Consider the following 24,219-nt stretch of genomic DNA (forward strand, 5'->3'; position numbering starts at 1 on the left):
GTCCAGCCACTCACGCACCCCCGTGCTGTACGCCGGCCGAGGCACCCCCGTACCGGCCCGGGGCGAGTGTTCCCGGTGAGGGGCGGGGCCAGGCAGCGCCCGGGCGACGATGTCTCGATCGGGTGCACCACGGGCCGGAATCGTGCGGTCCCGGGCCGGGCGGCACCGGAGCCGCCGGGCGCTCACGGGCTCAGAAGGCGTTGGTGAACCCCCACAGCATCTCCTTCGGCTGCTCCGCCCGCCCCCGCAGATCAGCCACCACCTCGGCCAGCACCGGGTGGTCCATCGTCCTCAGGGTCGCCAGGTCCAGGCCCAGCAGGTCCGGCAGTTCACCCGCCCCGGCCGCGCCCGTTCCCTCGTACCGTGTCGACTCGCTCATCACGCCTCCCCGTACCGCGGCTCCGGGCCGGCCGGTGACCCGCTCGCCGTTGAGCGCGTCCCGCCGGTCCCGCTTCCCTGACCTGCTCCGTCGTTCTCCGCCGTGCGTGTTCGCCGGGGCCCCGGGCGCGCTCGCCGTCGAGCGCGCCGCTCTCACCGCTCCAGCTCCGCCAGCCGCTCGGCGGTCGCCTCACCCGCCGCGCCGCCGGTGTCCGGCAGTTTGCGCCACTCCTGGCGGGCCGCCCGGTACGCGTCACGCGCGGCCCGGGGGCGTCCCGCCCTCTCGTACGTCATACCCCGCCAGTGGTTGGCTGTAGCAGCCAACTCCACTGCTTCCCGGAGATGTTGTGGACTTTCCTGCTCCGTTTGCGCCTCGCCGGCCGCGTCGGCGGCCGACCGGAACGCCTCCGCGGCCTCGTCCCGGCGGGCCGGGCGGTCGAGGACGCCGGCGGCCTGGAGGAGGGCCCGGCCCAGCTCCAGCCAGCAGCGGGCGGCGGTGAGCGGGGCGGTGGCCTCCTCGGCCGCCAGCTTGAAGAGGTACTCGGCCTCCCGCAGGTCGACCCGGTCCGCCGTGGCGCGGTGGCGCAGCATCAGGGCGCGGCCCAGCATCAGCAGGCGCTCGGACTGCTGGTAGCCGCCGGCCGGCATCTCGGAGCGGCAGTCGCGCAGGACCCGGACCGCCGCGCCGATGTGCGCGCGGCCGTCCGGGAGTTCGGCGCGGCGCAGCAGCGTGGCGCCCCATTCGGCGAGCAGGTCGGTGTAGGCGCGGGAGTCGCGGGGGATGCCCCGGGCCGCGCGGGCGAACCACTCGGTGGCGGCGACGAGTTCGGCGGGGTCGCCGGTGTGTTCGTAGCGGGCGGCCCGGACGCGGCCGGCCCGGGTCTGGAGCTGGGCGCGCTGCCGCTGGTCGCGCACGGTCTCCAGCGACTGGGCGGTGAGGGTGGCGGCCTCCTCCGGCTCGGCGCCCGAGACGAGCAGCGCGTCGACCAGGTCCAGGACGATGCGGACCTCGGTGCCCATGGTCTGCCCGGTGCTCTGGGCGAACGCGGTGCGCAGGGACCGGGCCGACTGGCGGGCGTACTCGCGGGACTGTTCGCCGTCCTGGGTGGCGCGGGCCAGCTTCAGGAGGGTGCGGCCGTGCTGGAGGGGCAGGACCGCGGGGCGGTTCTCCTGGTCGGGCCAGGCGTCGGCGAACGCTTCGAGCATGCCGCAGGCGCTCTGGAGGAGGGCGGTGTCGCCGTCGAGCCGCCACTGCGCCTCCAGCGCCCGGACCCGTTCCAGGGTGAGGCGGAGGGCTTCGCCGGGCTCCAGGCCGGGGCTGGCGCAGGCCGCGGTGTACTCGCGGTCGGCGCGCCGCAGCAACTCCAGCGCGCCGCGCCGGTCGCCGCGCCTGCGCCGGTCGTCGGCGGCCGCGTGCAGCACCTTGGCGAGTACCGCGCGTTCACGTACGGCGCCGGGGCGGGCGGCGGCCCGTTCGGCGGCGCTCTCGGCCTCTTCCAGCAGGTCGGCGCCGCCCTGGACCTCCCACAGGCGCAGCACGCAGCGCGCGTACTCGGCCCAGAGTTCGGTGTCGTCGGCGGCGGCCCGGCCGTGGTCGGCGGCGCCCCTGAGCAGTTGGACGGCGTCGATCAGGCGCTGCACCATCTTGTCGGTCTCGAAGTTGCGCACGAGCTCCCGAGCGCGGCGCACGGCGAGGCCGGCGGCCTGGAGGTTTCCGGGAGTCTTGGGCTCCCGGGTGACGAATCGTGGCGGTACGGGCATGAATCGCTCCAGTACGCGGGCTGCGACTTCGGCAAAGGCATGGGGGACGCGCGGACCCCCGGGTCTCTCGTTCCCCCCGTTCCCCTCGTTCTCCTCACTGTCGTCGGCGTCCTCCGCGTCCCCGGCGTCCCGGGACGCGGGGTCCGTGGCGGGGAGGGGCCAGCGGGTGCCGTGCGCGGCGCCGCTCGTGGTGCCGTCACCGAGCTGGGCGTAGGCCAGGGCCGGGAAGTTGGGCCCGCCCTTGCCGAACCGCTGCTCTATGTACTGCGAGCAGTGCTTGAGTACGAGAAGGGCCTCGTCGCGGCCGAGGGGCCCGAGCAGCGCTTCCTGGACGTCGGGCTCGAAGACGTACCACTGTCCGCGTCCGGTGCCGCCCTCCTGCCGCTTGAGGAGTCCGCTCAGCAGGACCTCGGCGAGTTCGGAGGGACCGGAGTGCGGCAGCATCGTGCGCTGGACGAGCTGCATGACGGGCAGGTAGAGGGGGGCCGCCGCGAGGTAGACGGCGAGCTGGCCGGCGGCCGGGGAGGCCGTCGAGCGGAACCGGCTGACCAGTTGCAGCGAGGACGGCGCGTCGCCCGGGCGGCGGGCGGGGGCCGCGGGCTGGTCGGCCCTGACCCAGCCGACCGCGCCCGGGACCGAGGCCGAGCCGGTGCCGGAGAGCAGCCGGGCCCAGGCGGCGAGCGCGTCCGCGACCGGCGGCAGCACGGGCACGGCGAGGGCGCCGGGGTGGGCGGCGCCCGTCCCGGCATCGCCGTTGACCTTGAGGAGGGTGGCCCCGGCCGGGCCCTCGCCCCGGGTGAGCGAGCCGAAGGTGACCGGCAGCCGGGTCCGGTTCCACATGCGCTGCGGCAGCGGCTGGAGCACGGCGACCGGGGCGAGCCGGGCGAGCTGGTGCAGCAGCCGGTGGGCGTGTCCGGTGCGCCAGAGGGGGCCCGCGCAGTCGCTGACCACGACGGTCACCCGGCGTCCGGTGGGGTCGCTGAGCCGGTCCGCCGAGTGCAGCGGGGCGGCGGCGGGGTCGGGGCTGCGGCTGACCGTGCAGCCTCCGTCGGGTCCGGGGTGGAGGTAGCGCATCTGCACGTCCCGGAAAGCGCCGATCCGGGCGAAGATCTGCTGGAGCTCCTCGAACAGCCGGTCCCAGACCAGCATCGAGGAGGAGGCGTCCATCACGCACTGCACGACGGCGTCGCCGCGCCGGACCCCGCGGAAGACCGGCATGACCACGCCCCCGGCGCGGGCGCTGCGTTCGGCGGTCGCCGCCTCGTCCAGGACCTGGCGCAGCGGTGCGGAGACCGGGCGGTAGCGCTGCAACGGGCGCAGTGCGCGGGTCAGTTCGAGGGGCGCGGGCAGCACGGGCGCGGCCGGTACGCCGAGGGGCAGCACGGTGGCGCGGGCGTCCGCGCCGGGCCGGATGTCCGCCGGGTCCGGTGCCGGGTCCGGGTCGTCGGCCCGGGTGCGGCCGGGGACGGGGTGCAGGGAGATCCGCTCGCCGTCCCCCGGTGCGGGCGCCTCCTCGCGCCGGGCGTCCGGGTCCGCGTCCGGGGCGGGAGTGTCCGGGGTGGTGGTGCGGCCGGGGCCCGGGCGCTCCTCGGAGGGGCGGTGGCCGGGGCGGCGCGCGGGGGCCCGGCCGGTCTCCTCCTCGGACGCGGACGCGCCGCGGGTCCACCGGGCCAGCCAGAGGGCGTCGCAGAGCTGCTCGACGTCCGGGTCGAGCCCGGCGCCGCGCAGCCGCGCGACCAGCTCGGGCAGCAACCCGTCGTCGTGGAGCTCCGGGGCACCGGGTCCGCCGCCGCCACCGGTCTCGTCCGCCGCACCGGACATCAGCGCCTCACCTCGGCCGGTCGAGTCGCTGGATGAGCAGGTCGGCGAGCCGGTCGCGGCCCGCCGGTGACGCGGCGTGCGTGAGGTATATGGCGTTCAGCAGCTGGTCCGTGGCGAGGAGTTCGGTGCGGGACCGTTCCAGGAAGTGGGCGATCAGGTCGTCGCTGGCGCGGGCGGCCTCTTCGCCGAGGTGGGCCTTGACGAAGGAGGCGAGGCGCTTGTGGTCGGGGCGGCCGAGCTCCAGGTGGATGCAGCGGCGCATCAGCGGAGCCGGGAAGTCCCGCTCGCCGTTGCTGGTGAGGACGACGAAGGGGAAGGCCCGGCACTGCACCCGGCCGCCCTTGATGCGGACCTTGTTGCCGTCGTGGTCGAGCACGTCCGCCTCGCCGTCGGGCAGCCGGTCGGCGATCCGTTCCAGCTCGGGGATGGCGAACTCGCCCTCCTCCAGGACGTTCAGCAGGTCGTTCGGGAGGTCGATGTCGCTCTTGTCCAGCTCGTCGATGAGCAGGACGCGCGGCCGGTCCGAGGGCAGCAGCGCGGTGCCGAGCGGCCCGAGCCGGATGTAACTGCCCACGCTCTGTGCCGCGTCGGCCCCCTCCGCGCCGCCGGCCGCCGCGTGCGAGGCGATCTGGACGTCCTGGAGCCTGGCGATGGCGTCGTAGTGGTAGAGGCCGTCCTGGAGCGTGGTGCGGCTGACCACGGGCCAGCGCAGCACCTTGCCCAGCTCCAGCTCCCGCGCCACGGAGTGGGCCAGGGTGCTCTTGCCCGCGCCCGGGTCCCCGGTGACCAGCAGCGGGCGCCGCAGATACAGCGCCGCGTTGATCATCTCCAGTTCCTCGGCGCCGGGCCGGTGCTCCTCGGCGACGCGCCCGGGGATGCCGAGCCGCCGGTCGGCGGACTCGCCGCCGTCCGCCCCGCCGGGCCCGCGGCCTCCGGTGAAGTCCCGCCAGGGCGGCGGGGGCGGCAGCTGGGGAACCTCGTCGTGCGGTTCGCCGATGCCCCGGTAGATGAGCCACTCGCTCGGTTCACTCATAGCGTGTCCCTCGTTGTCACTCGTCCGCCAGGGGCGGCCTGCGTCGGACGTGCCCTACCGTAGCGATCCGGCCCAACACCCGTAAGGGAAAGGTCAGTTCGCATACACGACTGATGCTTTGCGCGGTGGCTCACGGCGCCTCCAGGAAGTCGGAACCCGGCAGCGGACGGTGCGGATCGTCGTAGTAGAGGGCGGCGCCGGCGGACCAGTACATCTCGGTCCGCCCGGCGCTCACCCCGCGTCTCAGTTCGTGGATCTTCCACGGCAGCCGGTCGTGGGTGCCGGTGTCCGACACCGCCTCGGCCACCCGCCGGTGGAACTCCTTGCAGACCGTGTCGCCCTCCGCCGCGCGCCGCTGAAGCAGCGCCACGCCGAAGCCGCTGTCGAGCAGCCGCACCACCCCGGCCGTCACGTCGGGGTCCGGGCTTCCGTAGCGGCACAGGACGGGCACGGTCTCGTGGGCCAGGGTGCGCAGCCGCGCCGACTCCGGTACACGTACCCGCAATTCGTCCTCGCAGTCGACCACCTCGGCCCGGATCGCCGCCGCGAGACCCGCGTCCCACCGGGCGGGCCGCTCCTCGGCCGCGCCCTGGTACGGACTGCGCAGCACCACCGGCCGTACGGCTCCGAGCCGCGTCCCGGACGGCGGCAGTTCCCAGTCGTCCACCGGCAGACCGAAGAGCGCGGGCGCCACGACGACCTGGAGCATGGCGGGGCTGTCCGGTTCGTCGCACCGGCGGAACGCCTCGGTCAGCGCGGCGGCCAGCCGGTCCGGGACGGTGCCGAGCGGCACGCCGCGGCTGTCCTCGTCCACGGGCTCCGCTTCCCCGGCCCGGCGGTCCACGGCGACCCGCCAGTCGTACTGGTCGCGGGCCCAGCCCTGGAGGTCCACATGGAGCACGACGCAGTCGCGTTCGCCGTAGAGGACGGGGTCGCCGGCCGGGGCGCGGGCGGACCGCTGGCGGTTCTGTTCCAGGCGGAGCCGGATCGCGGCCCACTCCACGTCGAGCTGCCGTCGCAGGTCGCGGGGCAGTTCGGTGTCGGCGATGCGCTTGACCCAGTCCCAGAGCGCCTTGGCGTTGCGCACGGAGAGCTGGCCGCAGGGGCGGTCGGCGGCGAGGACGCCCATGCAGTAGCGGATGATCAGCTCGAACCGCGCCTCGCGGTCGCGGGCGCGGGCGTCGTAGAGCGCGCCGAGTCCGTCGCGCCAGCCGCGCGGGGCCGGGCGGTGGTCGCGGGCGTAGACCCCGGGCAGCCGGTCGAGCAGCGTCAGCAGCGACCGGGTGCTGGCCGGGGGCGACAGTTCGGCGAGCCGGCCGAGGAGTTCGGCGCGGAGCTTGGGGCCGAGGATGCCGCCGGGCGGGTCGGGCAGGTCGCTCTGCGCGTCGGTCCAGGTCCGCTCGGTCCCGGCGGAGCTGGTGTGCCGGTCGGCGTGGTAGCGGTCGTGGGCGTGGAAGACGGACTGGTATATGTCGTCGGTCTCGGTCTCGACGGGCCCGGCCGGCACCTCCAGGGTGCGCAGCCGCTCGACGCCGACGGCGGTGCCGCCCTGGTGGCCGTTGATCTGCGATTTGATGACGCCGACGACCTCGCCCCTGGCCAGGTCGACCAGCGGGCCGCCGGACATGCCGAGCTCCACCCAGTCGCCGTCGATCCTGACGACCTGTTCGGCGTCGCCCGATCCCCCGTACGAGCCCTTGACGACGCAGACGCCGCTGCGGTTCTGGAGCCCGCCGCCCTGGACGGGGGCCCAGCCCACACAGCGGACCTCACGGCTGCGGAGCATCGCCTCGGACCGCTCGGTGACGTAGACGCAGGGGTGTTCGACGGGGCGCTGGAGCTGGATGAGCGCGAGGTCGGGGGCCGGCCAGCCGCCCGGGCCCGGAGGCCGGGTGCCGGGCAGGGCGGCGACGACGCGGCCCGGCACCTCGGTCAGCTCCGCGCTGTAGCGGTCCTGCTTGAACCACACGCCCACCATGCCCCCCTCCCCCCGCATCGCCACGTGCGCACACGTGAGGACCCAGCTGGGTGCGACGAAGAAGCCGCTGCCCAGGAAGTCCCCTTCCGGCCCGTCCTGGGCATACCCGGACGGCGGGCGATGGATGCGTACGGTGGCGTCCTGGACGAGGTCCATGAGAGCGGCCTGGGCGGGGCCGAGGGCTCCCTCTGCGCCCCCCTGGTCCCCGAAGGTCATGCCCCGCCGCCGTCGGTGTCGTCCGCCCCGCCGGGGTGTGCCGGTGCGCCGGGGGGTGCCCCGGCGGGCGGGTACCCGGGAGGTGCGCCGGCGCCCGGCGGCGCGGCGGGGGGTGGCGCGGGGGGCGCGAAGGGCACGGGGTCCGGCGACGCGGTCTGCGCCGGTACGGGGGCGGGCGGCGGCGCGTCGATGGGCGGCCCGCCGCCGTTCCAGGTCAGCGTGACCGTGATGGCGCCCTTGGCCTCGCCGTCCGCGAGCAGCCCGACGATCTTCCCGGCCTTGGCGGTCAGCTCGATGCCGAACTCGACGCTCACCTCGTCCGGCCGCACCGCGCGCAGCGGGACGGCGAGCGAGCGCGCGACCCCGGTCACCACGGAGTGCAGGCTCTCGACCCGGGCCTGCACCTGGTCCGCGAAGTCCCCGAACCCGGTGTCCGTGTAGGTCGGACCGCCGCCGGGCGCCGGCCCGGCCAGCTCCTCGGCCCCGGAGATCCTGGCCCAGACCGGTGTGCCGTCCGGCAGCTCAATGCGCGTAATACGGGACCCACTGTCACCCATGACACCCCCCGTTCGCCAACTACCCGCAGATTAACGGGCGTAGTCGGCGGATGCGGGGTGGATCGGCCAGGACGCGGCCCGAGCTGCGCGAAGGCGCCTCTAGACTTGAGCCATGTACTTCACCGACCGCGGTATCGAGGAGCTGGAGAAGCGGCGAGGCGAGGAGGAGGTCACCTTCGAGTGGCTCGCCGAGCAGCTTCGTACCTTCGTCGACCTCAATCCCGACTTCGAGGTGCCGGTCGAGCGCCTCGCGACCTGGCTGGCCCGTCTGGACGACGAGGACGACGAGTAGGGGTCACTCCCCGCCGGGGCGCCCTTCGCGTACACGGTCGTACGCGAGTCCCAGCGCCCCGTGCGCCATCAGCAGCAGCCCGGCGAACGCCCAGCCGCCGCTGCGCCGGGCCGCTCCCCACAGGGCGAGCGGCAGTCCGGCCGCGAGCTGGGCGCCCGCGAGTGCCCGCGCCCGCGGGCCCCGCACCCACGGTCCGAACCGGCTGCTCTCCACCGCGCTCAGGTCGACCCTGACCGCGTCCCGCCACCCGGGCCACTCGATGCGCTCGGCCCCCTCCCACGTCCCGGTGCCCGGCTCGGCGGGGAGCGCGAGGCCGGTGCGGGTGAGCACGGCGAGCAGTCCGCGCAGCCGGGCCCGGGCGTCGGCGTCCGGGTCGGGGCGGGTGAGCGCTTCGAGCGACTGCACGTCCAGTACGGGGTCGAGCCCCAGCCGCTCGGCGAACGTACGCATGGCCTCGTCCTCACCGGCCGGGGTGCCGTCCGCCAGCCAGACGTAGCCCACGGGGCGGCGGAATCCCGAGGCGAGCGTGTATCCGGCCCGGTCGCCGTCCCACCACAGCGCCAGCACCGGCCAGGTGGAGCCGACCGCGAGCGCGGTGGCCCAGCCGCCCAGCACCCGGTCGACGGGCTCGGCCCGCTCCCCCTCCCCCGCCCTGGCCCGGCGGCCGCCCTGCCAGGGCTCCCCCTCCGGCACGAGAACGCTCCAGCCCGGTCCGGCCGGCGCGAGCAGCAGCGGTTCGCGCAGCAGCTGCGCGACCGGGCGCACGGCGTCCGGCACGGTCCGGCACAGCAGCAGGGCACCCACGGGTGAGGTCGCGTCCATGCCTCACACCGTAGGACACCTTGCCCCTTCTTGTGGTGTTTTGCGCACCCTGCACACCCGCCCCCGAGCCCCTCTCCTTGACTTCCCCATGCCGCGATATATCGTGTTCTTCAAGAGACGCGATATGTTGCGTCGCCAGTGCTATCGGGAGGTCAGATCCATGCCTGTCTCGACGTGGGCCGTCGCCGCGCCGCGGAAACTGGCCTTCGAGGAGCCCGTGACCGCGCTGAAGGTGCGCATCGTCAACGGCACGGTCAACGTGGTCGGCACCGACGAGCCGACCGCGCGCCTGGAGGTCTCCGCCATCGACGGGCCGCCGCTGGTCGTGACCCAGGAGGACGGCGTCCTGACCGTGGCGTACGAGGACCTGACCTGGCAGAGCCTGCTGAAGTGGTTCGACCGCAAGGAGTGGCGCCGCACCGCGGTCGTCTCGCTCGCGGTCCCGGCCGGCTCCTCGGTGGAGGTCGGCGTGGTCGGCGCCGGGGCCTTCGTCTCCGGCGTCCGGGGCCGTACGGAGGTGCGTGGCGTCACCGGCGACACCACGCTCGTCAAGCTCTCCGGCCCCGCCGGCGCGGAGACGGTGTCGGGCAGCATCGAGGCCCAGTCCGTCACCGGGGACCTGCACTGCAAGTCGGTCTCCGGCGAGCTGACGGTCGTCGAGGGGGCGGGTGCCTCCCTGAAGGCGGAGTCCGTCAGCGGCGGCATGGTGCTCGACCTGGCCCCGACCGGGAAGCCCACGGACATCCGGCTGACCACGGTCTCCGGCGAGATCGCCATCCGGCTGCCGCACCCCGCCGACGCGCGGGTCGAGGCGAACACGGCGAGCGGTTCCGTCTCCAACGGCTTCGACGACCTGCGGGTCAGCGGCCAGTGGGGCGCGAAGAAGATCACCGGCACACTAGGCCCCGGCACCGGCACGCTGAGGGCGACGACCGTATCGGGCTCGATCGCCCTCCTGCGCCGCCCGTCGGCCGAGGAGGAACCGTACGACGCCGAGCCGACCGGAAAGGTGCTCTGACATGCCCCCCGTATTCGCCCACGGCCGTCTGCGGCTGTACCTGCTCAAGCTGCTGGACGAGGCACCCCGGCACGGCTACGAGGTGATCCGCCTGCTGGAGGAGCGCTTCCAGGGCCTGTACGCCCCCTCGGCCGGCACGGTCTACCCCCGGCTGGCCAAGCTGGAGGCGGAGGGTCTGGTCACGCACGCCACGGAGGGCGGCCGCAAGGTCTACTCGATCACCGACGCCGGCCGCGCCGAACTCGCCGACCGCACCGGAGAGCTGGCCGATCTGGAGCTGGAGATCCGTGAGTCGGTCTCCGAGCTGGCCGCCGAGATGCGCGACGACGTGCGCGGGGCGGCGGGCAAGCTGCGCAGCGAGATGCGGGCCGCGGCCGACGAGTCGCGCCACACCCCCGGCGCCGCGCCCGGCACCGCACCGGGCTCCGCTCCGGGCGGCAAGGAGCCGTTCGGCGGGTTCGGTGACTTCGGCGATCACGAGACGTGGCGCTCCGCGAAGGAGGAGCTGCGCAAGGCCAAGCAGGAGTGGAAGGAGCAGGCCCGCCGCGCCAAGGACGAGTCCCGGCGCGCCCGCCAGGACGCCCAGCAGGCCCGCCGCCAGGCGAAGGAGGCCCAGGACCGGGCGCGCGAGCAGATGCAGAACGCCGCCCGCCAGGTCCAGGAGCACTTCGCCCGGGGCGACTGGCCGGCCGGGGTCCGCGAGGGCCTGGCCGAGATCACCGGACAGCTGGGCGGCTTCGCCCGTACGGGGAGCTGGGGGCCGTACGTCAGACCGGACGCCGCCGGCACCGACCCGGAGTGGGGCAGGGACGCGGGCGGCACGGGCGACCCGGCCCGCGATCTGGACCGCCTGCTCGACCGCTTCCGCGACGAGATCCGCGACGCGGCGAGGGACCACGGAGTGACGGAGGCCCAGCTCGCGGAGGCCCGCCGCCACTTGGCGACGGCGGCGGCGCATCTCGGCGCGGTGCTGCGGGGGGACGGGGAGAAGTAGGCGCGGGGGCCGGGCGGCCGGCCCCCGCGGGTCAGCCCGCCTTCCGGTCCTGGCCGCCCGCGCCGCCGTCCCCGTACAGCGCGCGCTCGGCCGAGGCGTACGTCGCGCCGTGGTCGGCGAGCACGTCGGCGACGGGGCCGGGGGTCGCGGTGAGGGCCAGCAGGAGGTGTTCCCCGCCGATGAAGCGGTCGCCGCGCCCGAGCGCGACGCGCAGCGACTTCTCCAGGATCTTCTTCGCCTCCCGGGAGAAGGACGGGCGGCCCGCTCGCCTCCGGCCCCCGCGGTCGCCCCGCAGGGCCCCCTCGCCGTGCGCCTCCTCGATGCGCGAGACGACGGCGGTGAGGTCGATGCCGATGTCCGCGAGCGCGTCGGCGTCGGCCCTGCTCATGCCGCCGCGCCTGCGGGCCTCGGCGAGCGCGGCGTCCACGGACTCCCTGCGGTCCACGAGGCCCAGCGCGGTGAGCGCGAAGGAGGCCCGGCCGCCTTCCTGGTCGAGGAGGGCGAGCAGCAGATGTTCCCCGGTCACCGCGGCGGCCCCGGTGCGCTCGGCATGGCCCACGGCGCCGGTCACCGTGGCGCGCGCGTCCTTGGTGAATCGCTCGAACATCAATGCCTCCCGTACTTCTTGTGCACGGCCTGCCTGCTGACGCCCAGTTCGGCCGCGATCTCCTGCCACGACCAGCCCTTGGCGCGGGCACTTCTGACTTGTACGGCTTCCAGCTGCTCCAGCAGCCGCCGCAGCGCGGCGACCGACCGCAGCCCCACCCGGGGGTCGCGGTCGCCCGCCCGCTCGGCGAGATCCGTTGCTTCGGTCATGGTGTCAACTTACGTTGACATCGCGATGATGTCAACCGTTGTTGACAGTGAGCACGATCTTCCCGAACTGGCCGCCCGCCGCGAGGCGCTCGAATCCCTCCCGGGCACGGTCCAGGGGCAGCACCTCGTCGATCACGGGGCGCACGCCGGTGGTGGCGCAGAAGGCGAGCAGGTCCTCCAGCTCGTCCTTGGAGCCCATGGTCGAGCCGACGACCTTCAGCTCCAGGAAGAAGATCCGGGTCAGCTCGGCGTGCGAGGGGCGGTCGCCGCTGGTGGCGCCGGAGATGACCAGGGTGCCGCCGGGGCGCAGCGACTTGACGGAGTGGGACCAGGTGGCCGCGCCGACGGTCTCGATGACGGCGTCCACCCGGTGCGGCAGCCGGGCGCCCGGCTCGAACGCCTCGACGGCGCCCAGCTCGACGGCCCGCCTCCGCTTGGCCTCGTCGCGGCTGGTGGCGTAGATCCGCAGCCCGGCGGCCCGGCCGAGCACGATCGCGGCGGTCGCGACCCCGCCGCCGGCGCCCTGGACGAGCACGGAGTCCCCGGGGCGCACCCCGGCGTTGGTGAAGAGCATCCGGTACGCGGTGAGCCAGGCGGTCGGCAGGCACGCGGCCTGCTCGAAGCTCAGTTCCCTGGGCTTGGGCAGCACGTTGTACGCGGGAACGGTGACCCGCTCCGCGAAGGTGCCCTGGTAGCGCTCGGTGAGGATGGACCGGGGCTCGTCGGGCCCGACCCCGTGCCCGGTCTGCCCGATGACGGAGTGCAGGACGACCTCGTTGCCGTCCTGGTCGACCCCGGCGGCGTCGCACCCGAGGATCATCGGAAGCCTGTCCTCGGCGAGGCCGACGCCGCGCAGGGACCAGAGGTCGTGGTGGTTGAGGGAAGCGGCCCGGACGTCGACGGTGGTCCACCCGGGCCGGTCCCGCGGGGCTGGGCGATCGCCCAGCTCCAGACCGTTGAGGGGGTGGGCGGGGTCCAGGCTGGCTGCGTAGGCGGCGAACATGCCGCCGACGATAGGGGGCGGCTTACTGGTGCGTAACCGCCTGCGCCTGTGACACGCACCGCGCTCCTCAAGCGCCGGCGGGGCTGAAAGTGGCCGCGGCCAGGATCAAGCCCCTCCGGCGATCGAGGAGCGGGGGTACGGGGGCAGCGCCCCCGCAACACCTCAGCGTCGGGCCACGCCCTCCGCACGGGCCGCCGCGGCCACCGCGGCCGTCACCGCCGGAGCGACCCGCTCGTCGAACGGCGACGGGATCACGTAGTCCGCCGCCAGCTCGTCGCCGACCACGTCGGCCAGCGCGTTGGCCGCCGCGATCTTCATGCCCTCCGTGATCCGCGACGCCCGCACCTGCAGCGCCCCCGCGAAGATCCCGGGGAAGGCCAGCACGTTGTTGATCTGGTTCGGGTAGTCCGACCGGCCCGTCGCCACGACGGACGCGTACTTGTGGGCGATGTCCGGGTGGACCTCCGGGTTCGGGTTGGCCATCGCGAAGACGAAGGCCCCCGGCGCCATCGAGGCGACCGCCGCCTCCGGCACCGTGCCGCCGGAGACGCCGATGAAGACGTCCGCGCCGGCCAGCGCCACCTCCAGGGGGCCCGAGATGCCCGCCCGGTTGGTGAGCTCCGCCAGCTCCCGCTTGACGTCGGTCAGGTCCTCGCGGTCCCGGCTCACGATGCCCTTGCGGTCCGCGACGGCCACGTCGCCGAGGCCCGCCTCCAGCAGGAACTTGGCGATGGCGACGCCGGCCGCACCGGCGCCGGAGATCACCGCGCGCAGGTCGCCCAGGCTCCGCCCGGACAGCTTCGCGGCGTTGCGCAGGGCGGCCAGCGTGACGACGGCCGTGCCGTGCTGGTCGTCGTGGAAGACCGGGATGTCCAGCCGCTCCTGGAGCTTGCGCTCGATCTCGAAGCAGCGCGGCGCCGAGATGTCCTCCAGGTTCACCCCGCCGAAGGACGGGGCGAGCCGGACGACGGTCTCCACGATCTCGTCCGCGTCGGTGGTCGCGAGCGCGATCGGCACCGCGTCCACCCCGCCGAACTGCTTGAAGAGGATGGCCTTGCCCTCCATCACGGGGAGGGACGCCTCGGGACCGATGTCACCGAGGCCGAGGACCGCCGTGCCGTCCGTGACGACGGCGACGACCTGCGACTTCCAGGTGTAGTCGTGGACGAGCTCCGGCTGCTCCGCGATCGCGCTGCACACCTTCGCCACGCCCGGCGTGTACGCGAGGGACAGGTCGTCCCGGTCCCGGATCGGGACGGTGGCCCGCACGGCCATCTTCCCGCCCCGGTGGAGCGCGAAGGCCGGATCGAACGGCTCGTCGGTGGTGCTGTCGGTACTGCTGTCGCTGCGAGGATTGACGATCTCCGCTGCCATGGTGTTGACCCCTTAAGTCTTCATCGTTTGAGGGTGGCCACTCCTGGTTGAGGAGGGGTGGGCGGGCACCGCGTACGTGCCCTGCGCCGGGCGGTTGGCCCGCCCCGGCAGGGGGAGTTGCGTACGCGCGGGCGCGCCGCACACGCGCCCTGAGCCCCGGATGAGGGGTGTAAAGGTCTTTCTTACCGGACGGACCTGGTCACGGACGAGTCCATATGCGCTCCGTGACATGACTCATAGTGGGCTGCCATTTCAACAGGTCAGCCTCGTGCCGGACCTGAGTCCGGCACGCGAGACGCGCCGCAGATCCTCCGGCCGCGAGAAGGAAACCCCATAAAAGGTCCGGCCCTGGTGTACCGGCCTCAAGAGGTTCGGGGATCGCCCGTTACCCGATTTTGACATGCCGGGCCCCCTGTTCGGGCTAATCCGCATGGCAACATGCCGTAATCACACAAGGCGGCGACACCCGACGCCGTGTGCCATTACCGCCTGGCGAACCGTCCCCACCTGCCGGAGGAACCCGAACATGACCGCACGCTTCACCCGTCGTACGGCCGCGACCACCCGCATCGCCGCGGTCGGCGCCATCGCGGTCGCCGGCACCATGCTGCTGACCGCCTGTGGCGACCAGACGAAGAACAACGACTCCGGATCGACCAAGGCGAGCACCGGCGCCTCCGCCGGTACGGCCTCCCCCGCCGACCTGCTGCCCGCGGACATCAAGTCCAAGGGCGTCATCCGGGTCGGTTCCGACATCGCCTACCCGCCGGTCGAGTTCAAGGACAAGTCCGGCAAGACCGCGGGTATCGACCCCGACCTCGGCGAGGCGCTCGGCAAGGTGCTGGGCGTCGAGTTCAAGTTCGAGAACGGCACGTTCGACACCCTGGTCACCGGCCTGCGCGCCAAGCGCTACGACATCGCGATGTCGGCGATGACAGACAGCAAGGAGCGCCAGGAGGGCATCGACCCGGAGACGAAGAAGAAGGTCGGCGAAGGCGTCGACTTCGTCGACTACTTCACCGCCGGTGTCTCGATCTACACCAAGAAGGGCGACGACCAGGGCATCAAGACCTGGGCCGACCTCTGCGGCAAGAAGATCGCCGTCCAGCGCAACACCGTCTCGCACGACCTGGCCAAGGACGAGTCCAAGAAGTGCGCCGGCGGCAAGAAGATCGCCATCGAGTCCTACGACACCGACCTGGAGGCGCAGACCCGCATCCGCTCGGGCGGCGCCGACGCCGGCTCGTCCGACTTCCCGGTCGCCGCGTACGCGGTGAAGACCTCGGGCGGTGGCAAGGACTTCCAGATCGTCGGCGACCAGGTCGAGGCGGCCCCGTACGGCATCGCGATCGCCAAGGGCAACGACAAGCTCACCCAGGCCATCAAGGCGGCCATGGACGAGATCATCAAGAGCGGCGAGTACGACAAGATCATCGCCAAGTGGGGCGTCGAGGCCGGTGCGGTCACCGAGGCCAAGGTGAACGGCGGGTCCTGACCCGATCCGGCACTGAAAGGCATCAGCCGTGACTGACATCAAGAAGACGGGACCGGCCGACGAGCCGCCCGCATCCTCCGCCACGGCGGCGGCGCCCGTACCGGAGGCGATCCGGGCCATTCCGGTCCGGCACTACGGCCGGTACGTATCGGCACTGATCGCCATCGGCCTGCTCGCCTCGATCGTCTACGCCTTCAGCCAGGGCAGGATCAACTGGGGCGCGATCCCGGACTACTTCTTCGACGACCGCATCATCGACGGCGTGGGCCAGACGCTGCTGCTCACCGCCCTGTCCATGCTGATCGGCGTGGTCGGCGGCGTCCTGCTCGCCGTCATGCGCCTGTCGAAGAACCCGGTGACCTCGTCCATCGCGTGGTTCTACATCTGGTTCTTCCGGGGCACCCCCGTCCTGGTGCAGCTGTTCGTGTGGTTCAACCTGGGTCTGGTCTTCGAGTACATCAACCTCGGGCCGATCTACAAGGACTACTGGTCCAGCTTCATGACGCCGCTGCTGACGGCGCTGCTCGGGCTCGGTCTCAACGAGGCCGCGTACATGGCGGAGATCTGCCGGGCGGGTCTGCTCTCGGTGGACGAGGGCCAGACGGAGGCGTCGCACGCGCTGGGCATGAGCCACGCCAAGACCCTCCGGCGCGTCGTGATCCCGCAGGCCATGCGGGTGATCGTGCCGCCCACGGGCAACGAGGTCATCAACATGCTGAAGACGACCTCGCTGGTGGCGGCCGTACAGTTCTACGAACTCTTCAAGAACGCCCAGGACATCGGGCAGGCGTCCGGGGCGCCGGTGGAGATGTACTTCCTCGCCGCCGCCTGGTACCTGATCATGACCTCGGTGCTGAGCGTCGGGCAGTACTACCTGGAGCGGTACTACGCGCGTGGATCGAGCCGCAGCCTGCCGCCGACCCCGTTCCAGAAGCTGAGGGCCACCGTGCTCTCGGTGGGCCGCCCGAAGGGAGGCATCGCATGACCGCGATGGTGAAGGCCGAGGGCGTCCACAAGTCCTTCGGCACCGCGCACATCCTCAAGGGCATCGACCTGGAGGTCGCCCCGCAGGAGGTCTTCTGCCTGATCGGCCCGTCCGGTTCCGGCAAGTCCACGTTCCTGCGGTGCATCAACCACCTGGAGCAGATCAGCGCCGGACGGCTGTACGTCGACGGCGAGCTGGTGGGCTACCGCCAGAAGGGCGACAAGCTCTACGAGCTCAAGGACAGCGAAGTCGCCCTGAAGCGCCGGGACATCGGCATGGTCTTCCAGCGCTTCAACCTGTTCCCGCACATGACGGCGCTGGAGAACGTCATGGAGGCGCCCGTCCAGGTGCGCCGCGAGGCCAAGGCGGTCGCCCGGGCCCGTGCCGAGCGGCTGCTCGACCGGGTCGGCCTGCGCGACAAGGCCGGGAACTACCCCTCGCAGCTCTCCGGCGGGCAGCAGCAGCGGGTGGCCATCGCCCGGGCGCTCGCCATGGAGCCGAAGCTGATGCTCTTCGACGAGCCCACCTCGGCGCTCGACCCGGAGCTGGTCGGTGACGTGCTCGACGTGATGCGGGGCCTCGCCGAGGACGGCATGACGATGATCGTCGTCACGCACGAGATGGGCTTCGCCCGCGAGGTCGGCGACGCCCTGGTCTTCATGGACGACGGCGTCGTGGTCGAGTCGGGCCACCCGCGCGACGTCCTGACCAACCCGCACCACGACCGGACGAAGTCGTTCCTGTCGAAGGTGCTCTAGGCGGTACGGGAAAGGGCGGTACGGACCACACCGGTCCGTACCGCCCTTCCGCGTTCCTGGATCACTTCGCCGGCAGCAGCTCCGGACGCAGCATCAGCTCGCGCAGCTGGGCACGGGTGAGCGGCGGGTTCTTCAGCATCGGGCCCTGGACGACCTCGGCCTCGAAGCCGGTGCTGTCGCGTACGCCCAGCAGCGAGCCGTCCGCCAGGGTGAGCCGGGCGACCAGCTCCGGACCCCACTGCGGGGTGCCGTCGCCGTAGTCCATGTCGTCGCTCCAGATGGTGAGCACCCGCCCGCCGGACAGCTCCTCACGGACGCAGTCGGTACGGGCCGGCTCGCCGTTCTCCGGCTTGCAGAGGTCCTTGACCGCAGGGCCGCCGCCCAGCTTCTTCTGTACGGCCTTCGCGTCCATGACGTCGATGGTCAGGTAACCGACGCCGCCGTCCTGGCGGATCTCGTACTGCCCGTCCAGCGGTCCGGTCCTGGAGGGCTCGGGCGGCGGCGGCGAGACATGCTTGATGATGTCGGCGAACGACACCTCCTCGACCGTGCCGGTCAGATCCGGCAGCAGCTTGAGCAGTTGCACGTCCCTCGGCGACTCGCCGGACTCCTGCGCCAGGGACGCCACGGACGAGGTCTGCGGGGTGTCCGGCCCCGGAGAGAGCTGCGGCACGACGAACGCCCCCGCCGCCACCGCGCACACCGCCGTCGCCGTCACCGCGGCCCGTCGCCGCCACCGCACCCTGGCCGCCTTGGCGAACACCGCCTCCGTGCTGATGACCGGCCGTCCCGCGTCGTCGACGGCCTTCCCCAGCAGCTCACGCACGTCGTTCATACCAATACCTCCGACATCTCGGCGCGCAGCGCCGCCAACCCCCGAGCCGTGTGGCTCTTGACCGTGTTCTCCCGCATCCCGAGCGTCGCCGCCGTGGCCTCGACGCTCAGGTCCTCCCAGTAGCGCAGCACCAGGACCGCCCGCTGCCTGGGCGTGAGCCGGGCGAGCGCCGCCCGTACCGCCAGGCCGGTGTCGGTGTCGGGTGCCTCGGCGGCCCGGTCGGGCAGTTCCCCGTACGCCTGCTCGCGGCGCCAGAACCGGCGGCGGCCCGCGATGAAGGTGTTGACCAGGGTCTTGCGCGCATACGCCTCGATGTTGTCGAGCCGCCCGTGCCGCCGGCCGCCGAGCACCACCTTGACCAGGGTCGTCTGGACCAGGTCCTCGGCCTCGTGCCGGTCGCCGCAGAGCAGGAACGCGCTGCGGAACAGGGCGGTACGCCTGCCCTCCACGAAGGCGTGCAGCGCGGCGTGGTCATCGCTCCGCATCCGGTTGTCCCTCCCCCGGCCCGCGGGCGCGGACCGTCTCACCCTTCCAGTGCGGTGGCCGGCACGGCGGGTTGCACCGTGCGCGGGGCTATTTTCGGGGGCGCCGCGACCTCCGGGGCGCCCCGGCCCCCACCCGTAATACCCTGTACGCTGAGCGACCCATTACGCCTGCTTCGCACCACCCCTGGCCCGACGCCGTAAGGACACCTCGTGGAACTGGCCTATTACGCGGACTACGCCGTGCGCCTGGTCAACACCGAGCAGCCGACCCGGAACACGGACACCCTCACCTCGGTCGACGCGGTCCGGGAGCTGTTCGGCCCCAGCGGCCAGGCGGCCCGCCGGGCGACCGACGCGGACGTGACCCGGTTCCGTTCCGTCCGGGCCCGGCTGCGCGCGGTGTTCGAGGCGGCCGACTCGGGGGACGAACGGCTCGCGGTGGACCGGCTGAACTCGCTGCTGATGGAGTTCCCGGTCAGCCCGCAGATCTCCGGGCACGAGGACCGCGACGCGGACGGCAGGCCGGACTGGCACATGCATCTGGCGGACCACCCGTCCAACGCCACCGCGGGCTACGCCGCGATCGCCTCCATGGGCCTGGCCTTCCACCTCACCTCGCACGGCGTGGACCGGCTCGGCCTGTGCGAGGCCGCGCCGTGCCGCAACGCCTATCTGGACACCTCGACCAACCGCTCCCGCCGCTACTGCTCGGACCGCTGCGCGACCCGGGCGAACGTGGCGGCCTACCGGGCCCGCAAGCGCCTGGAGACGGAGCGCGCCGCCGACAGCGGCCGCAGCGCGGAGACCGCCCAGGTCACCACCCCGCGCACCGAGCGCTGATCCTTCGTCAGCGGCCGGTACCGCGCCCGGGCCCGGGCCAGCACCAGCTCCTCGGGCACCACCCCGTAGTCCGTGCTGTCCCCTCCCGCGTAACTGTTGTCCCCCAGCACCCACCAGCCCCCGGCCCGCCGCTCCACGGCTCGCTTCACCACGAGCAGGTCCTGCTGGAACGGATGGCGCAGGATCACCACGTCACCGGGGCGCACCGGCGCCCCGTACTGCACGAGCAGCCAGTCCCCGTGGTAAAGCGTGGGCACCATCGAGGGCCCCGTCACCTCCACCACCTGGAACGGCACCCGCCCCGCCAGCCCGCGCGCGGGCCGCTCGTCGGCCGGCTCCGGCACCTCCGGCACCTCCCTCAACTCCTCCCCGTCCGTCCAGTACACCGTCCCCCACAGGGTTTCGTACATTCGGCCACTGGTCCCACACTCATCCCGGACTTTTGGCCTAAGCCCCTGGGGGCACTCGCTGAAACAGGCCTCTCACGGAGTAATGTCCCACCTGAGAAGACGATCACGAGGAAGGACAGCTCAATGCTTTCCCGCCTGTTTGCCCCCAAGGTGAAGGTCAGCGCCCACTGCGACCTGCCCTGCGGCGTGTACGACCCGGCCCAGGCCCGCATCGAGGCGGAGTCCGTCAAGGCCGTCCAGGAGAAGTACCAGGCCAACGAGGACCCGCACTTCCGGGCTCGCGCCGTGGTCATCAAGGAGCAGCGCGCCGAGCTCGCGAAGCACCACGTCTCGGTCCTGTGGAGCGACTACTTCAAGCCGCCGCACTTCGAGAAGTACCCGCAGCTGCACCAGCTGGTCAACGACACCCTGAAGGCCCTCTCGGCCGCCAAGGGCTCGACCGACCCGGCCACCGGCCAGAAGGCGCTGGACCTGATCGCGGAGATCGACAAGATCTTCTGGGAGACCAAGAAGGCCTGATCTCTGGCTAGGCCGTCTGACCTGCGGTTTCGCTGGTCATGGCGCCTACATGACCGCACCCGGCCCGCAGGCCGCCGAAAACGGCGGCCATGGCGGACCGGGTGCGGTCTTCTTTCCCCGGGCATCATCTGCCTTCGAAGGGTGCCAGCTCCGTACGGAGCTTCTGGATCGCGTCCTCCGCGACGTCGTACGCGCTCGGCACGCCTGGAACCGGCTCGTCGTCCACCGGGATCCAGAACTTGCGCCTCGTCAGCCGCAAGGACTCGTGAAACTCCGGGATGGCGTTGAAGACTTCGATGAGGAGCGGCCCGTCGTACACGGGCAGGACCGGATCGAGGAACTCACGCCAGGGGATCCAGCTGTCGGCGACCTCCCCGCGGTCCGGCGGGGAGACCTGGACGTAGTGCAGGCGCTGCTGGTCGGCGGCATCCTCGATGTCGCGCCGGTACGCCTCCGGACCGCTGCTGCCGAGGACGACGTGGGAGCTGTCGACACACACGCCGATGTGCGGACTGGGCACACCGACGAGGAAGTCGAGCACGTCGCGCACCATGTTCGGGGCCGGAGTCTCCCAGTGGTCGACGGGTTCGATGGCGACCTGGACGTCCTTCTCCGCCGCGTACGCGCCCAGTTGCTCGAAGAGCGGCTGGGCGATCTGGTATCGGGGCCGCAGCCAGTCCTGCAGCGCGTCACTCCACAGCGGCTTGCCGTCGAGGGTGGGGAAGACGTTGTACGGGAACAGGACGGGGCCCGCCATGATGGTGCCGCGCAGGGCCGCTGTGATGTCCACCCGTGACTTGAGGTAGACGAGGGCTGCCTCGCGTTCCTCGGGGATCAGCGACGTGGGGTTGAAGGCCGGCGTCGTGGCCACGTTGGTGGTCAGGCTCACGTCCGCCAGGCCGGCCGTGTCGAGGGCTTCCCTGAGCTTCTCGTAGCGGATTACGTCGCCCTGCGGGTCGCCCGTGCCATTCGGGAAGACGGGCATGTCGAAGCCCGCGTACCCGAGGCTCCGCAGTTTCTCCATGTGCCGGACGACGACCTCGGTGTACTGGGGATCGTCCGGGTGCAGATTGACCGTGAACATGAAGAAGCTGAGGTAGATGTCACGCGCGCCCATCGCTACCATCCCAGGACTTCGGCGAGGTAGGCGCGGGCCATCTTGGCGTACTTCAGCGGGCATGCCAGCACCGGGTCCTGCTCGGCCTCGACGACCAGCCATCCCTCGTAGCCGGCATTCCCCAGCGTGGTGAGGACGGGCCTGAAGTCGATCATCCCTTCCGAGTCTCCGGGCACGGTGAAGACGCCCTGCCGGATGCCCTCCTCGAAGGACAGGTCGTCGCTCTTCACCTTCTCGGCGACCGGCTCGCGGACGTTCTTGAGGTGCACGTGCTTGATCCGCTGCTTGTGCTTCTCCGCGGTGCGGAGCGGGTCGTCGCCCGCGAGCTGGAGATGCCCGGTGTCGAACAGCAGATGCACGAGGTCCGGGTCGGTTCCCTCCATCAGCTTGTCGATGTCCTCGGCCGTCTGCACGCCCGTGCCCATGTGGTGGTGGTAGCAGAGCCGCATCCCGCTGTCCGCGGCCAGCTTGCCGATCTCGTTGAGCCCGCTGGTGAGGAGGTCCCAGTCCGGGCGGGTGAAGTGGGGGCGGTGCTTGAAAACGGGGATGGGCTGCAGATGGGACGACTGCCCGAACTCCGCGACCACGATGTCATGGCCGCCCACTTTCTTGAGGAACTCCAGCTGCCTCTTGAAATTCGCGATGGTCCGGTCTTTTTCACCGATGGTGAAATACGTGCTCACCCAGGGCTCGGACACCTTCAGGCCGCGGAGGTCGAGCGCCGCCTTCAGAGCTGCGGCGTCCGCCGGGTATTTGTGGCCGATGCTGCAGCCCTGGAATCCCGCGAGCGCCATCTCGCTCACGCATTGCTCGAACGGGATTCCCTTGTCGATCAGGGGGAAGTCGTCGTTCCACCACAGGGTCGGCGTGACGCCGAGCGACACCTTGTCGGGGCCCAGGTTCGGGACGGTGCTCGTCATTGCGTTTCCTCTTCTCCGCTCAGTGGTTTTCGAGAGCGGGCGGGGTGGCCCACGACCCGTAGCCCGGCGCCTTCGCTCCGGACGGATGGGCGCCGATCGCCCGCCACAGCAGGCCCTCGGTGTAGGAGTCGGGGGAGACGACGAACGGGGGTGTGCGCTCCTCGCTGACGCCCGCACCGCCTTCCCCGGCCTGCTGCGGCCCGGTCGCGGCCGGTCCGGGCAGGCTCTCCTCGGGCTGGCTGTCATCCGGTACGGCGGGCTTCGCTCCGCTGCGGCCGGGCGCCGTCCAGGCCGCCACGTCCACGCGCCCCGTCAGTTCGGGGCCGTACCAGACGCCGACGTACCAGAGCTTGATGATGCTTTTCACCACCGGATCGGCGGGGGCGGCGGAGAGATCGGACGAGATCGCGTTCCGGAGCGCGTCCGACCCTTCTTGAGCCACGACCGTTTCGTAGTACGCCTCCGCCTGACCGGTTCCCCACAGGTCGAACTCGCTGAATCCGGTGACAGTGGCAGAGAACTTCACGAATGCGCGCAGTTCCTCTTCCGCGGTCGCTGTTCGCGTCACGGTGTTCCTCCTTCGACGGTCTGGATCTCGAATGTCGGGCCGGCGTGGACTCCCCCGTGCCCGGTGAGCGGGTTGCGGATGAGCCGGTTCATGCTGTCGCGAATGCGGAACATCTCCCAGACGGCCTTGAGCAGCAGGTCGGGCCGGCCGTTGTAGGCCAGGTTGATGTTGGTCAGGAAAGTGGCGTAGGACCGGTTGAATTCCTCGGCCGCCGCCAGGATCTCCGGGTGTTCCGCGAGATCCGCCAGCTTGATGTCCGGCTTCACCGGATAGGCGGCATCCCAGTCGACGTTCACATCGGGGCCGGACGGATGACCCGGTGTGTCGCCCTTCTGGTAGTACCGCCCCTTCTCCAGTTGCTGGAACCTGTAGTAATGGGCGATTTCGTCCTGGCTGTCGAAGATGCCGCCGTACAGCCCTTCGCCCTGCTCCGCGACGAGGGTGAGCGCCGCGACCGCGGTGTCACGCCCGGTCACCGGGATCACATCGCCGCCACCCGAGTAGAAGTACTCCGGGGTCACCTGGCGGGCGGGATCGCCGGTGAAGATCGTCGCACCCGCCTGCCGGGCCTGGTCCTCCAGGTGGTTGATGCCCCGCATGATCTCCTCGTAGAACTCACCGATGCTCGCGAAACGCAGGGTGGGTTCTCCGGGGACGAGGCCGAGGACGGTGCCGGACTCCTCGATCTCCGCCAGGCGCTCCGACGGTGGCGCCACGCCGTCGGACGCCAGCCCCAGGGCCGCCCAGTCCACCGGGACGAACCTGTCCTCCTCGTCGGCGGGGGGCGCCGGCTTCTCGATCTTCAGGAACGTGTCGAGAGCCTCGCGCGAGAACGGCCGGAGATGCACCTTGAAGTAGTCGGGACCACACGGCAGGAGCGTCGGATAGTCGGGTACGAAGCCGGGCCTGGTGAGGTCCGGAGTCCCGCCCACGGCGTTCAGGACGTTCGCGACCAGGGTGAGGTGCAGCATCTCCTCGACGGCCACGACCCTGATGACGTGCCAGGCATCCGAGTTCTTCCCGGGGTGCAGCGAGTAGAGGGCGGTGAGGTAGGGCGGGAGCGTCGCGTGCTCCAGCTGGAGGCCCTTGTACAGGTATTCGCGCAGTTCCTCGATGGTCTTGATCCTGGAGTCCTGGGACGGCTCCGATTCCGAAACGGACATGCTCTCCCAATCGTGGGCGGTGGCGGTGGCGGGGGCGGCGGCCGGTTTCGCACACGGGCCG

The 24,219-nt window shown here is 72.1% G+C and carries 25 protein-coding genes; 8 read left to right on the forward strand and 17 right to left on the reverse strand.

Annotated elements, in window-relative coordinates; all coding sequences use genetic code 11:
• Positions 1 to 190 precede the first annotated feature (190 nt).
• The 5 genes from fxsA to ACZ6C6_RS10985 form a co-directional block, all read right to left on the reverse strand.
• Positions 191 to 379, reverse strand: a complete 189-nt coding sequence (gene fxsA / locus ACZ6C6_RS10965) for an FxSxx-COOH cyclophane-containing RiPP peptide (RefSeq protein WP_469201353.1) — start codon at positions 377 to 379, stop codon at positions 191 to 193.
• A gap of 152 nt (positions 380 to 531) precedes the next feature.
• A complete protein-coding gene (locus tag ACZ6C6_RS10970) occupies positions 532 to 3,960 on the reverse strand; it encodes an SAV_2336 N-terminal domain-related protein (protein WP_469201355.1) in 3,429 nt (1,142 codons plus the stop codon).
• A gap of 7 nt (positions 3,961 to 3,967) precedes the next feature.
• Positions 3,968 to 4,993: an AAA family ATPase gene (locus ACZ6C6_RS10975; protein WP_018102709.1), complete on the reverse strand. Its 1,026-nt coding sequence runs from the start codon at positions 4,991 to 4,993 to the stop codon at positions 3,968 to 3,970.
• 130 nt (positions 4,994 to 5,123) lie between these two features.
• Positions 5,124 to 7,187, reverse strand: a complete 2,064-nt coding sequence (locus ACZ6C6_RS10980; RefSeq protein ID WP_469201357.1) for a VMAP-C domain-containing protein — start codon at positions 7,185 to 7,187, stop codon at positions 5,124 to 5,126.
• Positions 7,184 to 7,744, reverse strand: a complete 561-nt coding sequence (locus ACZ6C6_RS10985) for a CU044_2847 family protein (RefSeq protein ID WP_469201359.1) — start codon at positions 7,742 to 7,744, stop codon at positions 7,184 to 7,186. The genes ACZ6C6_RS10980 and ACZ6C6_RS10985 overlap by 4 nt, the downstream gene beginning before the upstream one ends.
• A gap of 112 nt (positions 7,745 to 7,856) precedes the next feature.
• On the opposite strand from ACZ6C6_RS10985, the gene ACZ6C6_RS10990 reads away from it, so the two are divergent.
• The gene (locus tag ACZ6C6_RS10990; RefSeq protein WP_003992906.1) at positions 7,857 to 8,036 is read left to right on the forward strand and encodes a DUF6104 family protein; all 180 of its coding nucleotides are present in this window, start codon (positions 7,857 to 7,859) and stop codon (positions 8,034 to 8,036) included.
• A 3-nt stretch (positions 8,037 to 8,039) separates the two neighbouring features.
• On the opposite strand, the gene ACZ6C6_RS10995 is transcribed toward ACZ6C6_RS10990, so the two are convergent.
• Positions 8,040 to 8,858: a hypothetical protein gene (locus ACZ6C6_RS10995; RefSeq protein WP_469201362.1), complete on the reverse strand. Its 819-nt coding sequence runs from the start codon at positions 8,856 to 8,858 to the stop codon at positions 8,040 to 8,042.
• A gap of 160 nt (positions 8,859 to 9,018) precedes the next feature.
• Between ACZ6C6_RS10995 and ACZ6C6_RS11000 the strand changes: the two genes are divergently transcribed.
• Both ACZ6C6_RS11000 and ACZ6C6_RS11005 read left to right on the forward strand, forming a co-directional pair.
• Positions 9,019 to 9,876 (forward strand): DUF4097 family beta strand repeat-containing protein, encoded by an 858-nt coding sequence (locus ACZ6C6_RS11000; RefSeq protein WP_469201364.1) that lies wholly within the window; start codon positions 9,019 to 9,021, stop codon positions 9,874 to 9,876.
• A 1-nt stretch (position 9,877) separates the two neighbouring features.
• Positions 9,878 to 10,870, forward strand: a complete 993-nt coding sequence (locus tag ACZ6C6_RS11005) for a PadR family transcriptional regulator (protein ID WP_469201366.1) — start codon at positions 9,878 to 9,880, stop codon at positions 10,868 to 10,870.
• Positions 10,871 to 10,901: 31 nt separating this feature from the next.
• On the opposite strand, the gene ACZ6C6_RS11010 is transcribed toward ACZ6C6_RS11005, so the two are convergent.
• From ACZ6C6_RS11010 to ACZ6C6_RS11025, 4 genes are all read right to left on the reverse strand, one after another.
• Positions 10,902 to 11,477, reverse strand: a complete 576-nt coding sequence (locus ACZ6C6_RS11010; RefSeq protein WP_469201368.1) for a Clp protease N-terminal domain-containing protein — start codon at positions 11,475 to 11,477, stop codon at positions 10,902 to 10,904.
• Positions 11,477 to 11,686 carry a helix-turn-helix domain-containing protein gene (locus ACZ6C6_RS11015; RefSeq protein WP_018102716.1) on the reverse strand — a complete coding sequence of 70 codons (210 nt, stop codon included), beginning with the start codon at positions 11,684 to 11,686 and terminating at the stop codon, positions 11,477 to 11,479. Before ACZ6C6_RS11015 ends, ACZ6C6_RS11010 begins: the two co-directional genes overlap by 1 nt.
• 31 nt (positions 11,687 to 11,717) lie before the next feature.
• A complete protein-coding gene (locus tag ACZ6C6_RS11020) occupies positions 11,718 to 12,689 on the reverse strand; it encodes a zinc-binding dehydrogenase (RefSeq protein ID WP_469201371.1) in 972 nt (323 codons plus the stop codon).
• Positions 12,690 to 12,851: 162 nt separating this feature from the next.
• A complete protein-coding gene (locus tag ACZ6C6_RS11025; protein ID WP_383306381.1) occupies positions 12,852 to 14,063 on the reverse strand; it encodes an NAD(P)-dependent malic enzyme in 1,212 nt (403 codons plus the stop codon).
• A 526-nt stretch (positions 14,064 to 14,589) separates the two neighbouring features.
• Between ACZ6C6_RS11025 and ACZ6C6_RS11030 the strand changes: the two genes are divergently transcribed.
• The 3 genes from ACZ6C6_RS11030 to ACZ6C6_RS11040 are packed head-to-tail and all read left to right on the forward strand — an operon-like array spanning position 14,590 to position 17,301.
• Positions 14,590 to 15,558, forward strand: coding sequence for an ABC transporter substrate-binding protein (locus ACZ6C6_RS11030; RefSeq protein WP_469201373.1), 969 nt, complete (start codon positions 14,590 to 14,592; stop codon positions 15,556 to 15,558).
• Between the two features lie 28 nt (positions 15,559 to 15,586).
• The gene (locus ACZ6C6_RS11035) at positions 15,587 to 16,543 is read left to right on the forward strand and encodes an amino acid ABC transporter permease (protein ID WP_469201375.1); all 957 of its coding nucleotides are present in this window, start codon (positions 15,587 to 15,589) and stop codon (positions 16,541 to 16,543) included.
• Positions 16,540 to 17,301, forward strand: coding sequence for an amino acid ABC transporter ATP-binding protein (locus ACZ6C6_RS11040; protein WP_469201377.1), 762 nt, complete (start codon positions 16,540 to 16,542; stop codon positions 17,299 to 17,301). Before ACZ6C6_RS11035 ends, ACZ6C6_RS11040 begins: the two co-directional genes overlap by 4 nt.
• A 61-nt stretch (positions 17,302 to 17,362) precedes the next feature.
• On the opposite strand, the gene ACZ6C6_RS11045 is transcribed toward ACZ6C6_RS11040, so the two are convergent.
• Together ACZ6C6_RS11045 and ACZ6C6_RS11050 are read right to left on the reverse strand one after the other, a co-directional pair.
• The gene (locus ACZ6C6_RS11045; RefSeq protein ID WP_469201379.1) at positions 17,363 to 18,136 is read right to left on the reverse strand and encodes a hypothetical protein; all 774 of its coding nucleotides are present in this window, start codon (positions 18,134 to 18,136) and stop codon (positions 17,363 to 17,365) included.
• Entirely contained in the window at positions 18,133 to 18,621 is a 489-nt protein-coding gene (locus ACZ6C6_RS11050; RefSeq protein ID WP_469201381.1) for a SigE family RNA polymerase sigma factor, read from the reverse strand. Before ACZ6C6_RS11050 ends, ACZ6C6_RS11045 begins: the two co-directional genes overlap by 4 nt.
• Before the next feature lie 210 nt (positions 18,622 to 18,831).
• On the opposite strand from ACZ6C6_RS11050, the gene ACZ6C6_RS11055 reads away from it, so the two are divergent.
• Complete coding sequence (locus tag ACZ6C6_RS11055) at positions 18,832 to 19,461, forward strand: CGNR zinc finger domain-containing protein (RefSeq protein ID WP_469201383.1); 630 nt, start codon at positions 18,832 to 18,834, stop codon at positions 19,459 to 19,461.
• Here ACZ6C6_RS11055 and sodX read toward each other — a convergent pair.
• Positions 19,365 to 19,871: a nickel-type superoxide dismutase maturation protease gene (gene sodX / locus ACZ6C6_RS11060; protein WP_469201385.1), complete on the reverse strand. Its 507-nt coding sequence runs from the start codon at positions 19,869 to 19,871 to the stop codon at positions 19,365 to 19,367. The genes ACZ6C6_RS11055 and sodX overlap by 97 nt on opposite strands.
• 123 nt (positions 19,872 to 19,994) lie before the next feature.
• Between sodX and sodN the strand changes: the two genes are divergently transcribed.
• A complete protein-coding gene (gene sodN / locus ACZ6C6_RS11065; protein ID WP_136330979.1) occupies positions 19,995 to 20,390 on the forward strand; it encodes a superoxide dismutase, Ni in 396 nt (131 codons plus the stop codon).
• Positions 20,391 to 20,514: 124 nt separating this feature from the next.
• On the opposite strand, the gene ACZ6C6_RS11070 is transcribed toward sodN, so the two are convergent.
• The 4 genes from ACZ6C6_RS11070 to ACZ6C6_RS11085 are packed head-to-tail and all read right to left on the reverse strand — an operon-like array spanning position 20,515 to position 24,158.
• Entirely contained in the window at positions 20,515 to 21,507 is a 993-nt protein-coding gene (locus ACZ6C6_RS11070; protein WP_469201387.1) for a sugar phosphate isomerase/epimerase family protein, read from the reverse strand.
• 2 nt (positions 21,508 to 21,509) lie between these two features.
• On the reverse strand, positions 21,510 to 22,427 hold the full coding sequence (gene iolE, locus ACZ6C6_RS11075; RefSeq protein ID WP_469201389.1) for a myo-inosose-2 dehydratase: 918 nt from the start codon (positions 22,425 to 22,427) through the stop codon (positions 21,510 to 21,512).
• Between the two features lie 19 nt (positions 22,428 to 22,446).
• Positions 22,447 to 22,995 (reverse strand): hypothetical protein, encoded by a 549-nt coding sequence (locus ACZ6C6_RS11080; RefSeq protein ID WP_469201391.1) that lies wholly within the window; start codon positions 22,993 to 22,995, stop codon positions 22,447 to 22,449.
• Positions 22,992 to 24,158 (reverse strand): ferritin-like domain-containing protein, encoded by a 1,167-nt coding sequence (locus ACZ6C6_RS11085; protein ID WP_469201393.1) that lies wholly within the window; start codon positions 24,156 to 24,158, stop codon positions 22,992 to 22,994. Before ACZ6C6_RS11085 ends, ACZ6C6_RS11080 begins: the two co-directional genes overlap by 4 nt.
• Positions 24,159 to 24,219 lie beyond the last annotated feature (61 nt).

This window comes from Streptomyces sp. NPDC041814 (assembly GCF_055590565.1).

Coding starts and splice junctions, on each gene's coding strand:
- fxsA (WP_469201353.1), bottom strand. CDS start 379: ATGAGCGAGTCGACACGGTACGAGGGAACGGGCGCGGCCGGGGCGGGT.
- ACZ6C6_RS10970 (WP_469201355.1), bottom strand. CDS start 3,960: ATGTCCGGTGCGGCGGACGAGACCGGTGGCGGCGGCGGACCCGGTGCC.
- ACZ6C6_RS10975 (WP_018102709.1), bottom strand. CDS start 4,993: ATGAGTGAACCGAGCGAGTGGCTCATCTACCGGGGCATCGGCGAACCG.
- ACZ6C6_RS10980 (WP_469201357.1), bottom strand. CDS start 7,187: ATGACCTTCGGGGACCAGGGGGGCGCAGAGGGAGCCCTCGGCCCCGCC.
- ACZ6C6_RS10985 (WP_469201359.1), bottom strand. CDS start 7,744: ATGGGTGACAGTGGGTCCCGTATTACGCGCATTGAGCTGCCGGACGGC.
- ACZ6C6_RS10990 (WP_003992906.1), top strand. CDS start 7,857: ATGTACTTCACCGACCGCGGTATCGAGGAGCTGGAGAAGCGGCGAGGC.
- ACZ6C6_RS10995 (WP_469201362.1), bottom strand. CDS start 8,858: ATGGACGCGACCTCACCCGTGGGTGCCCTGCTGCTGTGCCGGACCGTG.
- ACZ6C6_RS11000 (WP_469201364.1), top strand. CDS start 9,019: ATGCCTGTCTCGACGTGGGCCGTCGCCGCGCCGCGGAAACTGGCCTTC.
- ACZ6C6_RS11005 (WP_469201366.1), top strand. CDS start 9,878: ATGCCCCCCGTATTCGCCCACGGCCGTCTGCGGCTGTACCTGCTCAAG.
- ACZ6C6_RS11010 (WP_469201368.1), bottom strand. CDS start 11,477: ATGTTCGAGCGATTCACCAAGGACGCGCGCGCCACGGTGACCGGCGCC.
- ACZ6C6_RS11015 (WP_018102716.1), bottom strand. CDS start 11,686: ATGACCGAAGCAACGGATCTCGCCGAGCGGGCGGGCGACCGCGACCCC.
- ACZ6C6_RS11020 (WP_469201371.1), bottom strand. CDS start 12,689: ATGTTCGCCGCCTACGCAGCCAGCCTGGACCCCGCCCACCCCCTCAAC.
- ACZ6C6_RS11025 (WP_383306381.1), bottom strand. CDS start 14,063: ATGGCAGCGGAGATCGTCAATCCTCGCAGCGACAGCAGTACCGACAGC.
- ACZ6C6_RS11030 (WP_469201373.1), top strand. CDS start 14,590: ATGACCGCACGCTTCACCCGTCGTACGGCCGCGACCACCCGCATCGCC.
- ACZ6C6_RS11040 (WP_469201377.1), top strand. CDS start 16,540: ATGACCGCGATGGTGAAGGCCGAGGGCGTCCACAAGTCCTTCGGCACC.
- ACZ6C6_RS11045 (WP_469201379.1), bottom strand. CDS start 18,136: ATGAACGACGTGCGTGAGCTGCTGGGGAAGGCCGTCGACGACGCGGGA.
- ACZ6C6_RS11050 (WP_469201381.1), bottom strand. CDS start 18,621: ATGCGGAGCGATGACCACGCCGCGCTGCACGCCTTCGTGGAGGGCAGG.
- sodX (WP_469201385.1), bottom strand. CDS start 19,871: ATGTACGAAACCCTGTGGGGGACGGTGTACTGGACGGACGGGGAGGAG.
- sodN (WP_136330979.1), top strand. CDS start 19,995: ATGCTTTCCCGCCTGTTTGCCCCCAAGGTGAAGGTCAGCGCCCACTGC.
- ACZ6C6_RS11070 (WP_469201387.1), bottom strand. CDS start 21,507: ATGGGCGCGCGTGACATCTACCTCAGCTTCTTCATGTTCACGGTCAAT.
- iolE (WP_469201389.1), bottom strand. CDS start 22,427: ATGACGAGCACCGTCCCGAACCTGGGCCCCGACAAGGTGTCGCTCGGC.
- ACZ6C6_RS11085 (WP_469201393.1), bottom strand. CDS start 24,158: ATGTCCGTTTCGGAATCGGAGCCGTCCCAGGACTCCAGGATCAAGACC.